Consider the following 12,543-nt stretch of genomic DNA (forward strand, 5'->3'; position numbering starts at 1 on the left):
CCCCGCAGCCGGGGGCGCACCCGTCCCGAGCCCTCACCACGACGTACTCACCGGAACCAGAAAGACGTGAACATGCACCAACTCCTCCAGAGCGACGATGCCCTGAGCCCGTCGCCGCTCTTCACCACCACGCTCTCGCTGCCCGGCTGCGACGCCGACGCCTGGGTCGTCGTGGACAGCACCGTACGCGGCCTCGCCATGGGCGGAACCCGCCTCACCGACACCGTCGACGAGCACGAACTGGCCGCCCTGGCACGGGCGATGACCCACAAACTCGCTCTCGTCGACCTGCCGATCGGCGGAGCCAAGGCCGGCATCCGCCCCCGATCCGCCATCACGGACCGCGACCGGCTGATGCGCACCTTCGGCCGGGTCGGCCGCCCGCTCCTGCACGGCGGCGTCTACCTGGGCTGCGACCAGGGCACCACACCGGCGGACCGCGGTGCGTTCTTCGCCGCGGCCGACTACGACCCCACCGAAGTACCCGGTGCCACCCGCCCGGACGTGCCCTGGGACCAGTTCTACGGGAGCCTGTCCGACATCACGGGCTTCGGCGTCGCGACGGCGGCCCTCAGCACCCTGGAGGCGCAGCACGTCACCACGCCCCAACGCGTGGTGGTACAGGGCTTCGGAGCGGTGGGCCGGGCCGCGGCACAGCACCTCGAACGCGCGGGCCACCGGATCGTGGCCGTCGCCGACGTCCTGGGCACCCTGACCGACCCGGCGGGCCTGGACACGCGGGGGCTTATCGCGGCGACCTCCGCGAACGGCACCGTCGACCGCTCACGACTCCCGGCCCGAGTACGGTCCCTCGGCCCGGACCGGGCCTGGCTGACCATCGACGCGGACGTCCTCGTCCTCGCCGCCGCAGCCGACGCGATCGACCCCGGCTCCGCCCCGGATGTACGCGCCCGCGTCGTCGTCGAGGGCGGCAACCTCAGCTGCGGCCCCGTGTCACGCCGTCTCCTGCGCGACGCGGGCCACACGGTACTGCCGGACGTCGTCGTGAACGTCGGCGGCGCGGCTCTGACCGGGGCGATGCTCACCGGCGTGGCCCCGTCCGGACTCACCGCGCCCCACCTCGCGAAGTGGCTGCGCACCTGGATCGCGAACAAGATCAGACGCAACTGCGCCGCCGTGACCGAGCTGATCGGCCAGGGCAGCCCCGACCCCGTCGCGGAACTCCTGGCACACCGGGAGGCACACCGGTGAAGGCACCCGACTGGCACGATCCACAGGTCCTCGTCGCCCACACCGCGATGGCCGAAGAGTTGCTTCCCCACCTGCAACCCCTGGTCATGGCAGCACGGGCCACCTCTCTCCTCGACCTGTCACGGAGCGAACTCGCCGAGATCGAGGTGCTGATCGGCCATCACTTTCCGGCACGCTCCCTCACCCTGCTCCCGGGCCTCCGATGGCTGCACCTCACCGGCTCCGGGACCGACCACCTCCCCGCCGCAGGGCTCGCCCCCGGGACGCTGGTGACCAACTCGGCGCGCGTCCCCGTCGAATCCGTCGCGGAATACGCACTCTCCGCACTGCTCATGCTGCTGAAGGAGTTCCCGACTCTGTCGGCACGCCCTCAACGACGTCCCTGGCACACGTCCACCGCCACGATGCTGTCCGGATCGACCGTCCTGGTCGTGGGGGCCGGAAGAATCGGCCAGTCCGTGATACGCAGGATCACTGCGTTGGGCGCCCGCTGCGTCGCCGTCACCCGTACCGGGGAACGGGACGTGCCGGGCGCGGACCGCACCGTGGGCGCCGGTCGCCTGGCCGAGGCAGCAGCGACCGCCGACCACATGGTCTGCTGCCTTCCGGCCACCACCGGAACACACCACCTCGTCAACGGCGACGTACTCTCCGCACTGCCGACCGGGGCGGCGCTGGTCAACGTCGGCCGAGCCGGCACGGTGGACGACATGGCCCTGCGCGAAGCACTGGAGGCCGGAACGCTGCGCGGAGCACTGCTCGACGTCCACGACACCGAGCCCCTTCCTGCGGACGACCCTCGATGGCACATCCCAGGGCTGGTGATCTCCCCGCACTGCGCCTTCGCCTTCCCCGGTGAACCCGCAGCCGTGGGCCAGGCGTTTCAGGACAATCTCACTGACCTGCGGGCGGGCCGAGCAGCCCGGGACACCGTCATGGTCGAGATCCACTCCGGGTGACGAACGCGACGCCCCGGTAGCTGCGTCTGGGCGGAGCGACGGCTCCCCTCAGGCGCAGCTGCCCCTCAGCTCTGACGGGGCCGGGGCCAGGCGTTCGCCGGAGTACGGCTTGCGGTCGGACAGCCGGCCATGTCCGACCAGCGGCCGTACCGCCCCCGCGTACCGCTGGAACGAGGCACGAGGAGCGGCGGTCGGGTTACCAGGACCTACCGGCGTCGCGACGGGACGTCGACCGCTTCCACCGCCTTGACCAGCGAGGAGAGCTCGGGATTCTTGGCGGCTTCGTCGAGGGCTTCCCGGAGAGCGGTGTCGTTGGTCGGCCGGGCTTCCTCCAGAAGCTTCAGGCCGGCCTCCGTGACATCGGTGTAGATGCCGCGCCTGTCGGTCGGGCAGAGGTACCGGGAGAGCAGGTCGCGGTCTTCCAGTCGGGTGACCAGGCGCGTGGTGGCGCTCTGGCTGAGCACGACCGCGTCGGCGACCTGCTTCATCTGCAGATGACCGCCCTCGCCGTCGTGCTGGCGGCTCAGCACGTCGAGGAGCGCATACTCCCGGACGCTCAGATCGTGCCCGGACTGAAGGGCGCGCTCGATGTGCGCCTCGATCTTGCCCTGCAGGAGGGAGAGGGCTCCCCATCCGCTGGCGAGGGCGGTGAGTGCTGGGTCTGTGGCGGTCACGGGGTCCAGGTCTCCTTCCGGGTGTGCCTTGAATGCAGGATAGACCATCGAGTGGAATATTGGCCATAGCGCATATAGAGCTAATGCAATTATCTGGACGGGGGTGGGGGCCATCTGCGTGGGCAGCGCCCGAGCTCGGGGCGCTCGAAACGGGTGGTGGCCGTGTGGCGGTGCGCCGATTCGTCTCGGCATGACGGGTCAGGTTCGGGACTCCGAAAAGGGCGGCCCGCGGCCCGGTCGGAGCGCAGCCGGGTCGCGCCCCAGCCGTTGTCGAGGGGCAGCTCAAGGCCCCAGCGGCGTTCACAAGCCGGTCCAGGGCAGTGGGGGCGACGGATATGGCGGACACAACATTCGAAAGAGCAGCGACGAAGTGGGGCAACGTGGAGAACGCAGCGGTACGGAGTTCGGGCTCGCGCGGGCGAGCCCCTGGAAACCCGGCGGGACGGCACGGAGCGCTGCCCCGCCGGGCCGGTCGGAAGGATCAGTTGAACTGGTCCGGGTGGGGGCCGGTGCGCAGGTCGCGGTCGGTGGCGGCGATGGCGGTCATCTCGTCGCCGGTGAGGGTGAAGTCGAAGACGTCGAGGTTCTCGCGGATACGGACGGGAGTGACCGACTTGGGGATGACGATGTTGCCGAGTTGGAGGTGCCAGCGCAGGACGACCTGGGCGGGTGACTTGCCGTGGCGGTCGGCGATCGTGGTGATCGCCTCGTCCTTGAGGACGGAGCCCTGGGCGAGTGGGCTCCACGCCTCGGTGGCGATGCCGTGATCGGTGTGGAAGGCGCGCAGCTCACTCTGCTGGAGGCCGGGGTGCAGCTCGATCTGGCTGACCGCCGGGGCGAGTTCGCTGCTGTCAAGCAGCCGCTGGAGGTGGGCGGGCTGGAAGTTGGACACGCCGGCGGCCCGGATGCGGCCGTCGGCCACGAGCTTCTCGATGGCCTTCCAGGAGTCGAGGTAGAGGTCGCGTGCCGGGGTCGGCCAATGGATCAGGTAGAGATCGAGGTGGTCCAGGCCCAGCTTGGCGAGGCTGGCGTCGAAGGCCCGCAGCGTGGCGTCGTAGCCCTGGTCGGCGTTCCACAGCTTGGTGGTGACGAACAGCTCTGCGCGGGCGATCCCGGAGGCGGCGAGGGCACGGCCGACGCCGGTCTCGTTGCCGTAGATCGCTGCGGTGTCGATGCTGCGGTAGCCCGCCTCCAGAGCGGCGGAGACCGAGGTGGCGGTCTCGCCGTCGGGGACCTGGAAGACGCCGAAGCCGAGCTGGGGGATCTCGACACCGTTGTTCAGCTTCACGGTGGGGATGGTGGTCATGGTGTGTGGCTTTTCAGAGCAGAACGGTTTCCGGAGCGCTCCGGCGCCCGACGGATCCTGCGGCGACGGTTTCGGCGGTGCGGGTCCGGGCGCGGCGGTGGAGGCGGGCGGCGAGCAGGGCGAGCAGCAGGGCTGTTCCGGAGAGGATGGCGCCGACCCAGTTGGGGGAGGTGTAACCGAGGCCCGCCGCGATCACCACGCCGCCGAGCCAGGCCGCGAGGGCGTTGCCGAGGTTGAAGGCGCCGATGTTGGCGGCGGAGGCCAGGGTCGGAGCGGTCGACGCCTGGTCGAGTACCCACTTCTGCAGCGGCGGGACGGTCGCGAAGCCGAGGGCACCGATCAGGGAGAGGGTGATCGCGGCCAGCACCTTGTTGTGGGCGGTCGCCGTGAACACCAGCAGAGCGACGGTGAGGGCCGCGAGGGTGGTGAGGAGCATCGGCATGAGCCTGCGGTCGGCGAACTTGCCTCCGAGGAGGTTCCCCAAGAACATTCCGATCCCGAAGAGGACGAGCAGCCAGGTCACCGCGCCCTCGGTGTACCCGGCCACCTCGGTCATCATCGGCGTGATGTAGGTGATCGCGGCGAAGACACCGCCGTAGCCGAGGACGGTCATGGCCATGGCCAGCCATACCTGTACGTTACGGAACGCGGCGAACTCGGTGCGTACGGTCACCGATTCGGGTCGACCCGTCTCGGGCACCAGCTTGGCGACGCCGAGGAAGCCGATGACGCCGAGCGCGGCGACGATGACGAACGTGACGCGCCAGCCGGCGGCCTGGCCGATGTACGTACCGCCGGGGACGCCGACGATGTTGGCCACCGTCAGGCCCATGAACATCAGGGAGATGGCCGAGGCCTTCTTCTCCGGAGCGACAAGGCCGGCTGCGACCACGGAACCGATGCCGAAGAACGCGCCGTGCGCCAGGGAGGCCACGATCCGGCCGATGAGCATGACGCCGAAGCTCGGCGCGAAGGCGGACAGCGCGTTACCGATGACGAAGAGCGTCATCAGGAACATCAGCATCTTCTTGCGGGACACCTTGGTGCCGAGAATGGTCAGGAGCGGCGCGCCGAACACGACGCCCAGGGCGTAGCCGGAGACCAGCCAGCCGGCGGACGGGATGGTCACGCCGAAGTCGCCTGCGACCTGGGGCAACACGCCCATGATCACGAATTCGGTGGTGCCGATCCCGAAGGCCCCGATGGCGAGGGCCAGGAGCGCGAGGGGCATGGGGAGCTACCTTCCAAGTGCTTGCGTAAGGTGTTTACATCACGAGACAATAGTTGCACACGCTTGATAAGGCAAGCGCGCACTGACGTGTTGCGCATGTACCGTCGCATGCAAGTACTGGAGGTCGGCCCGGGAAGGTCCTGTTCTCGTAGGCCTACGGGCCCAAGTGGCGTGTAGCTCTGAGTAATCATCTGCTGCCAAGTGGTTGGCCAGGGAGCATGGGCGCGGCAGGACTGGGAGGCGGAGGACCTGATCGAGGTCTGGACGCTGCTCGAAGACGACATGAAAAAGGCCCGGAGCAAATCCGGGGCGGCCCGGTTCCCGAAGTCCGCCAAGGGATACGGCGAAGCGGGCGAGGGGCCGGTGTCAGGCGGCGGGCGTTCGCACACCGCCGAGTTGAAGGCCGACCCAGGGGTGCCGGTGCTGGAGAAATCTGCTAGCCGGGGTGCACGAGCTGAAGCGGGTGCGACTCTGCAAGGGCTCGACACCGCAGCCCGCAAGGGCGAGTGCGACGGTCGGTCGCCGGTCATCACCGACGACATGCTGCGCACCGTCCTCGGCCACAGGGCTCTTGGTGAGTCCGTTGAGCAGATCCAGCCCGATCTGAACATTTCCACGGGCAAGCGCAGGGGACGGAACCCCTCGGCGGCGAGCGTCCACCCGGCCCTGCCCGAGCACGCCAAGCGACACCTGACCGCACAGTGGCCCCGGTGCTGACAGCGAGGGGAATTACCGATCGGCTAGCGCGGCGGACCGGAACGCCGGCCCGAACACCCCTTCACGGCAAGCATCGTTGGATTACCGGCTCGTCCGGGCTGGTTGGGCGAACAGGTACGGGTCAGGTGCCGGACGGAACGTGGGTTGCGGTGCCGGAGAGCGCAGCGGTGTAGATGTCCGTCATCGCGGTCACGGCCTGTCGGCGGTCCAGGGCCGGGTCCAGGTGGTGCTGGATGTTGATGCCCAGAGTCCCGCCGAGCAGTGCCGTCGCGACGGCCTCCGGGTCGGCGGCGTGCGCGCCCGCCGCGCGCAGGTGGTCGGTGTACAGCCCGCGGATCTTCGCGTATTCCTCGGCGTACGTCGCGCGCAAGGGCGACTCGCGGCTCACCGCCTCGATCAGGAGTGTCGAGAAGATGTGCGCCTCGGGTCGGGACATCAGGGCGAAGTTCGCCTCGATCAGCGCCTCGATTCCGGCGTCGGGTCCGGCGGCGTCCAGCCGTTCGCGCATGAAGTCCGCGCCCCACCGGAACGCTTCCTCGACCACCGCCTTCAGTAGCCCGTCCTTCGAGCCGAAGTGCCAGGCCACGGAGCCCCGGCTGATGCCGGAGCGCTCTGCCACGGCCTGGATCGACGCTGCGGCAGCCCCGCCCTCGGCGGCGAGTTCCCACGCGGCGGCCACCAGCCGACGCTGGGTCTCGGCGGAGATCTCCTGCTTGCGGGTCGCACCCACGCGGTGTCCTTCCCAACGTTTCGGCCGCTTGACGCAGCCGATTCTGTCACGCCGACCGGGGGATGCCCCGGGGCGACGAACCTTGTCTATGTTAGCCATCCAGTTCTATGCTGAGTGTCCAATAACCAAGAAGGGTTCGACATGGCACTGATCGACCTCACCCGGACGCTGGACCCCGCCGACCGCGAACGGCTCCCCGAGCAGCTGCGCGCCCTCGCCCCGGTGATCGCGCCCGTCGTGGCCTACGCGCACCCGACGGGCGAGGGCCGCGAGCAGTTCGCCGCCGCCATGCACTGCGGCGTCGATGACCTGCCCGACGGCGAGGGCTGGGGCGCGGAACTGCTCACCGATTTCAACACCCACCTCGGCACCCACGTCGATGCCCCGCTGCACTACGGCTCGACCTGTGAGGGCAGGCCCGCCCGCACCATCACCGACATCGCCCTGGACGAGCTGTGGTGCGAGGCGCTCGTGCTGGACCTGCGTGGTCGGTGCGAACCGGATGCCCCGATCACCGTCGAGGCACTGGAGTCCGCCCTCGCCGACAACGGCGCCCCGGTCCCGGCCGGCGGAGCGGTCCTGCTGCGCACCGGCCAGGAGCGGTACGGGCTGTCCGATCCCGAGTTCTTCCGCTACCCGGGCATGAGCCGCGAGTCGACGCTGCTCCTTGCCGACCTCGGGGCCAAGGTCCTGGGCACCGACGCCGCGGGCTGGGACCTGAGCTTCCCCGTGATGGCGCGCAAGTTCCACGACAGCGGCGACAACTCCGTGTTGTGGGACGGTCACCGGGCCGGCCGCGAGCGGGAGGTCTTCATCGTCCAACAGCTGACGAACCTTGCCGCACTACCCCCATCGGGGTTCCGGGTGGCGTTCTTCCCCATCAAGATCGCCCGCGCGAGCGCCGCCCCCGCCCGCGTCGTGGCCTTCGTCTGACACCCCCGCCCCTTGCTGAGGATCTGACCCCCAGCCCCTGCTGAGGACCTGATCCCGGCTCCTGCTGAGGAGAGGAACCGGCTGTGAAACTCGCAACCGTGGAGCACGACCGTGCCGAGCGGACCGCGCTCGTGCTCGACCAGGGCGAGCACCTGTTGTTGCTCGACCGCGCCCACCGACTGGTGACCGGAGAGCACGCCCCCGCGCTGAGCACCATGCAGACGATCATCGACGGCGGCGAACCCGTGCGGCAGACCCTGGAGCGGCTCGCCGGACAAGCCCCGCCCGAAGCGGTCGTCGCCGCGTCCGAGGTGCGCTGGCTCTCCCCGCTGCCCCAGCCCGTGCAGATCCGGGACTTCGGCAGCTTCATGGACCACTTCCGCAATGCCCGTTCCCGGATCCAGGGCATCCCGGCCGACCAGGTCGAACTTCCCGCCATCATGCTCGAACGCCCGCTGTACTACGTGACCAACCGGCTCTCCGTGACCGGCCACGACAGCGACATCCACTGGCCCGCCTACTCCTCGGTGCGGGACTACGAGTTGGAGTTCGCCTGCGTGCTGGGCCGCGGCGGCACGGACATCCCCGCGACGGACGCCCCCGCGCACATCTTCGGCTACATGATCTTCAACGACTTCAGTGCCCGAGACACCCAGTTGGAGGAGATCGCCACAGGCCTGGGCCTGAGCAAGAGCAAGGACTTCACCGACGCGAACGTCCTCGGCCCATGGATCGTCACCGCAGACGAACTCGGCGACCCGTACCGGCTCACGATGACCGCCCGCATCAACGGCGAGGAGGTCAGCCGGGGCAGCTCCGCCGACATGCACCACAGCTTCGCCGACATGATCGCCTTCGCCTCCCGGTCGACCCGGCTGCACACCGGAGAGGTCCTGTGCTCGGGCACCGTGCCCACCGGCTGCGGACTGGAACACGGCCGCTTCCTGGAACCGGGCGACACCGTGGAACTCGAAGTCTCCGGCCTGGGCGTACTGCGCAACCGGGTCGTGTCATGAACCGCGAAGCACTCATCATCGGCGTCGGCGCCACTCCCTTCGGCCGCCACCCCGACCGCTCCGCCGGCGACCTCGCCGGCCAGGCCGCACACGAGGCACTGCGCGACGCCGGACTCACCCCGGCCGATGTCGGCGCCGTCTTCCACGCCACGGTCAGCCAGAAGGCGATCGACGGCCAGCACATGATTCCCGGCCAGGTCGCCCTGCGCCCGTACGGGTTCGCCGGGGTACCCGTTGTGAATGTGGAGAACGCCTGCGCGGGCGGCGCCACAGCTCTGTGGCTGGCGATCGCCCACGTACGGGCAGGCCTGTCGGACACCGCCCTGGCCGTCGGCGTGGACAAGCTCGTCTGCGCCGATCCCGCCCAGGGACTGGCGGTGTTCGACGGAGCCATGGACGTCGCCCACCGCGAGGAGACCCTCGCCGCGCTCGCCGCCCTGACCGACCCCCTGCCGCCCGAACTGACCGTGGACGGCGACCGGTCGGTGTTCATGGAGATCTACGCCTCCCTGGGCCGCGCCCACATGCAACGCTTCGGCACCACCGAAACCCATCTGGCCGCGGTCGCGGCGAAGAACCACGCCCACTCCGTCCATAACCCCCGGGCCCACTTCCGCCGGGCGTTCACCACGCAGGAGATCCTGGCCGCGCGGCGGGTGGCATGGCCGCTGACGGTGCCGATGTGCTCACCGGTCAGCGACGGGGCCGCAGCCGTCGTCGTGACGCGGGCCGAGCTCACCCGTGACGAGTCGGCCGTGGCGGTGCTGAGCAGCGTCCTGCTGTCCGGCACCGACCGCGAGGCGGACGACGCCGGGCGACACATCGGCCGCCGGACCGCACGTGAAGCCTACGAGAAGGCCGGCATCGCTCCGCAGGACATCGACGTGGCGGAGGTCCACGACGCCACCGCCTTCGGCGAGATCCAGCAGGTGGAGAACCTGGGATTCTGTCCGATCGGCGACGGCGGACCGTGGTCGGCCTCGGGCGCCGGCGCGCTCGGCGGCACCCTCCCGGTCAACCCGTCGGGAGGACTCGAATCGCGCGGCCACCCGGTGTCCGCCACCGGACTGGCGCAGATCCACGAACTGGTCACACAACTACGCGGCCGGGCGGGCGCGCGCCAGGTCCCCGACGCGCGCATCGCCATCGCCGAGAACGGCGGCGGCCTCTATGGAATCGAGGAGGCGGTGGCCGCCGTGACCATCCTGGGGAGAACACGATGACACCCGGATACGCGGACCTGATCCTGTCGGCGCTGCGCAGGCGGCCCGAGCGCACCGCCTTCCGCTACACCGGCGACGACGGGACCAAGCACACCTGGACCTATGGCGAGACCGCGGAACGGATCGAACGCACCGCAGCCGCATTCGGACAACTGGGTCTCACGCCCGGCGACGGGATCGCCCTGCTGTGCGGCCCGAACCCCCAGGCGTTCACCGTCATGGCCGCCGCCTGCCTGGCCGGGCTGCGCTACACCGCCCTGCACCCGCTGGCCACCGCGGACACCGACCGGACCATCCTGCGCGATAGCGCGTCCGACTACCTGGTCGTGGACGACACCCGCTTCGCCGCCCGAGCCCGCCCCGACGGCACCAAGGCGATCACCCTCGCCGAACTCGACCGCCTCACCGACGGCACACCCCCCGGCCCGAACGACCCGCGCGGCCCCGCGCTCTACCTCTTCTACACCGGCGGCACGACCGGCGAACCCAAGGGCGTGATGCTAAGCGACCGCTCACTGCTCGCCAACGCCTGGGCCTCCTCCACCTGGGCCTGGCCACCGGACACCCACTTCCTGATCACCACCCCCATGTCGCACGCCGCTGGGCTCCTCGTCGCACCTGGCCTGCTCCACGGCGCCGGCTTCGAACTGCACCCCTCCTTCGACCCGGACCGCGTCATCGACGCGATCGAACGCGACGGCGTGAGCGCCACGTTCGTCGTCCCCACGATGCTGTACGCCCTGCTCGACCACCCTCGTTCTCCCACGGCCGACCTGTCAGGGCTGAACTGGGTCCTCTACGGTGCCGCACCCGCCGACCCCGCCCGCCTCGCCCAGGCATACCGGCTCCTCGGCCCCGTACTCAGCCAGCACTACGGCCAGGCCGAGGCCCCCAACGCGCTGACCGTCCTGGACCCCGCCGAGCACCGCGACGACCCGAATGTCCTGGGCAGCTGCGGCCGTCCGATGCCCGGCGTGGAGATCGCCCTGCTCGGCCCGCACGGCAGGCATGTACCGACAGGCGAGCCCGGCGAGCTGTGCGTCCGAGGACCGCTCGTGATGGACGGCTACTGGAACAAGCCCGAACAGACCGCAATCGCGCTCGACGGAGGCTGGCTGCACACCGGTGATGTCGCCCGCCGGGACCACACCGGCCTGGTCACCATCATCGACCGGATCAAGGACACCATCATCACCGGCGGGTTCAACGTCTACCCGCGCGAAGTCGAGGACGCCCTCGCCACACACCCGGCCGTCGCTGCCAGCGCCGTCTACGGAACACCCGACCCGCACTGGGGCGAAGCCGTCACCGCCACCGTGGTCCTGCGCCCCGGACAGCATGCCACCCCAGCCGATCTGACCGACCACGTCCGTGCCCGCAAGGGCGCACTCTGGGCCCCGAAACTGCTCCGGTTCGCCGATTCGCTCCCCCTCACCGCCCTGGGCAAGGTGGACAGGAAGGAACTCCGCAACCAGCCCTGAACAGGGCTCAGGCGTATAAACCGCTGCACCTGCTCGAACGACGACTGTCCGGCGGCACCGGCACGAGACCCCGGTGGACCTGCTCGGAGCGTCGACCCAGACACTCGTGATGACGGGCCGCAGAGTGCCGGGCATCGAGGCCGACTCAGCTCACATCGAGGGCAACCTCGACCTGCGGCGCTCCATCGTGGAGAGCCTGGTTTCCTCACCCTTCAACAACATCAGCACCGCCCTGTCACTCAGTGATGCCAAAGTTGCCGGCGGCATGCTCCTGAATGGAGCCCACCCAGCGCGCCCGGAGGATCGGCCATGGCCGCCGGTGGCCTGGTCATGGGAGGAGGTATCTACTGCAACCGCCTGGCAAAACAGCGCCACAAATGGTTGGGCCTACGCGCTGCTCGCCTCGGGGTGGGTGCTGACGACCACCATCGTCGCGGGTGTCAGCCGAACCCTGCAGAAGAACTAGGCGGTGTCTTCAAAATGATCAGCGTCGGTGACGGTGAACTCCTCTTCGGTGGTGGGGTCCTGGAAGGAAACGACTACAGCTATCCCGTCGTTCGGGGAGCTCCCGTGTCGGGTTCGTCCACCTGCTCGATCTGCCCTTTCGTCCGGACCGTCCGCTGCGCCCGGGGTCATCCCGGCCAGTGCCACCGCGCCGAACACACCACAGCACCAGATATCCGTGCTGGCCAATAGGTTTTTCCTCCTGTCACTTCGAGGGGCGGTCACCCGGGTACGCCCGTAGCCGTCCGGAACTATGGCATCTCGGGGGCCCGTTGTTCTGCGGGCGTGTGCCGAGGATGTTCGTGGCTTTCTCGACCAGGGCGGGGACATGGCCATAGGGCAGTGCACGCGGGGCGAACCAAGAGTTCCACAGCTTTCCTGTTTCCATAAGACAGACCAGCCTCTACGAGATCTGACCAGAAGCCATCTACAAGGAGATGCCCCGTCAAGCAGCCAGAAGCGCCCAGGCCCTGACCTCCACTCACGTAACTGGCCGGGGTACGCGCGCGGAGCGCGGACCGTCGTCCTGATCGCGGAGCGAACAGGACCTGAGGACA

General features: G+C 69.4%; 12 protein-coding genes. 8 read left to right on the forward strand and 4 right to left on the reverse strand.

Translation table 11 applies throughout. The features are described 5' to 3' along the window. Nucleotides 1-72 precede the first annotated feature (72 nt). Nucleotides 73-1,212, forward strand: coding sequence for a Glu/Leu/Phe/Val dehydrogenase dimerization domain-containing protein (locus ACFVFH_RS15525; RefSeq protein WP_383767978.1), 1,140 nt, complete (start codon nucleotides 73-75; stop codon nucleotides 1,210-1,212). Further along, the gene (locus ACFVFH_RS15530; RefSeq protein WP_383767980.1) at nucleotides 1,209-2,171 is read left to right on the forward strand and encodes an NAD(P)-dependent oxidoreductase; all 963 of its coding nucleotides are present in this window, start codon (nucleotides 1,209-1,211) and stop codon (nucleotides 2,169-2,171) included. The genes ACFVFH_RS15525 and ACFVFH_RS15530 overlap by 4 nt, the downstream gene beginning before the upstream one ends. Nucleotides 2,172-2,377: 206 nt before the next feature. On the opposite strand, the gene ACFVFH_RS15535 is transcribed toward ACFVFH_RS15530, so the two are convergent. From ACFVFH_RS15535 to ACFVFH_RS15545, 3 genes are all read right to left on the reverse strand, one after another. Continuing rightward, a complete protein-coding gene (locus tag ACFVFH_RS15535; protein ID WP_383767983.1) occupies nucleotides 2,378-2,845 on the reverse strand; it encodes a MarR family winged helix-turn-helix transcriptional regulator in 468 nt (155 codons plus the stop codon). Between the two features lie 481 nt (nucleotides 2,846-3,326). Beyond that, complete coding sequence (locus ACFVFH_RS15540; protein WP_383767986.1) at nucleotides 3,327-4,151, reverse strand: aldo/keto reductase; 825 nt, start codon at nucleotides 4,149-4,151, stop codon at nucleotides 3,327-3,329. Nucleotides 4,152-4,164: 13 nt separating this feature from the next. Then, entirely contained in the window at nucleotides 4,165-5,382 is a 1,218-nt protein-coding gene (locus ACFVFH_RS15545; protein ID WP_383767989.1) for an MFS transporter, read from the reverse strand. A gap of 201 nt (nucleotides 5,383-5,583) precedes the next feature. On the opposite strand from ACFVFH_RS15545, the gene ACFVFH_RS15550 reads away from it, so the two are divergent. Then, nucleotides 5,584-6,099 (forward strand): hypothetical protein, encoded by a 516-nt coding sequence (locus ACFVFH_RS15550; RefSeq protein WP_383767992.1) that lies wholly within the window; start codon nucleotides 5,584-5,586, stop codon nucleotides 6,097-6,099. 121 nt (nucleotides 6,100-6,220) lie between these two features. Here ACFVFH_RS15550 and ACFVFH_RS15555 read toward each other — a convergent pair whose 3' ends face one another. After that, on the reverse strand, nucleotides 6,221-6,829 hold the full coding sequence (locus ACFVFH_RS15555) for a TetR/AcrR family transcriptional regulator (protein WP_383767994.1): 609 nt from the start codon (nucleotides 6,827-6,829) through the stop codon (nucleotides 6,221-6,223). A gap of 141 nt (nucleotides 6,830-6,970) precedes the next feature. Here ACFVFH_RS15555 and ACFVFH_RS15560 point away from each other — a divergent pair, with 141 nt between their 5' ends. The 5 genes from ACFVFH_RS15560 (at nucleotide 6,971) to ACFVFH_RS15580 (ending at nucleotide 11,948) form a co-directional block, all read left to right on the forward strand. Beyond that, a complete protein-coding gene (locus tag ACFVFH_RS15560) occupies nucleotides 6,971-7,762 on the forward strand; it encodes a cyclase family protein (RefSeq protein ID WP_383767997.1) in 792 nt (263 codons plus the stop codon). An 83-nt stretch (nucleotides 7,763-7,845) separates the two neighbouring features. Next, nucleotides 7,846-8,778, forward strand: a complete 933-nt coding sequence (locus ACFVFH_RS15565; RefSeq protein WP_383768000.1) for a fumarylacetoacetate hydrolase family protein — start codon at nucleotides 7,846-7,848, stop codon at nucleotides 8,776-8,778. Beyond that, complete coding sequence (locus ACFVFH_RS15570) at nucleotides 8,775-10,001, forward strand: thiolase family protein (protein ID WP_383768003.1); 1,227 nt, start codon at nucleotides 8,775-8,777, stop codon at nucleotides 9,999-10,001. Before ACFVFH_RS15565 ends, ACFVFH_RS15570 begins: the two co-directional genes overlap by 4 nt. Further along, nucleotides 9,998-11,482 (forward strand): AMP-binding protein, encoded by a 1,485-nt coding sequence (locus ACFVFH_RS15575; RefSeq protein ID WP_383768005.1) that lies wholly within the window; start codon nucleotides 9,998-10,000, stop codon nucleotides 11,480-11,482. Before ACFVFH_RS15570 ends, ACFVFH_RS15575 begins: the two co-directional genes overlap by 4 nt. A 73-nt stretch (nucleotides 11,483-11,555) precedes the next feature. Then, entirely contained in the window at nucleotides 11,556-11,948 is a 393-nt protein-coding gene (locus tag ACFVFH_RS15580) for a hypothetical protein (protein WP_383768008.1), read from the forward strand. Nucleotides 11,949-12,543 lie beyond the last annotated feature (595 nt).

This window comes from Streptomyces sp. NPDC057697 (assembly GCF_042799335.1).
Classification (GTDB): domain Bacteria; phylum Actinomycetota; class Actinomycetes; order Streptomycetales; family Streptomycetaceae; genus Streptomyces.

Excerpts from the sequence above, each read along its gene's own strand:
- ACFVFH_RS15570 (WP_383768003.1), top strand. The coding sequence starts at position 8,775 with ATGAACCGCGAAGCACTCATCATCGGCGTCGGCGCCACTCCCTTCGGC.
- ACFVFH_RS15525 (WP_383767978.1), top strand. The coding sequence starts at position 73 with ATGCACCAACTCCTCCAGAGCGACGATGCCCTGAGCCCGTCGCCGCTC.
- ACFVFH_RS15575 (WP_383768005.1), top strand. The coding sequence starts at position 9,998 with ATGACACCCGGATACGCGGACCTGATCCTGTCGGCGCTGCGCAGGCGG.
- ACFVFH_RS15540 (WP_383767986.1), bottom strand. The coding sequence starts at position 4,151 with ATGACCACCATCCCCACCGTGAAGCTGAACAACGGTGTCGAGATCCCC.
- ACFVFH_RS15545 (WP_383767989.1), bottom strand. The coding sequence starts at position 5,382 with ATGCCCCTCGCGCTCCTGGCCCTCGCCATCGGGGCCTTCGGGATCGGC.
- ACFVFH_RS15560 (WP_383767997.1), top strand. The coding sequence starts at position 6,971 with ATGGCACTGATCGACCTCACCCGGACGCTGGACCCCGCCGACCGCGAA.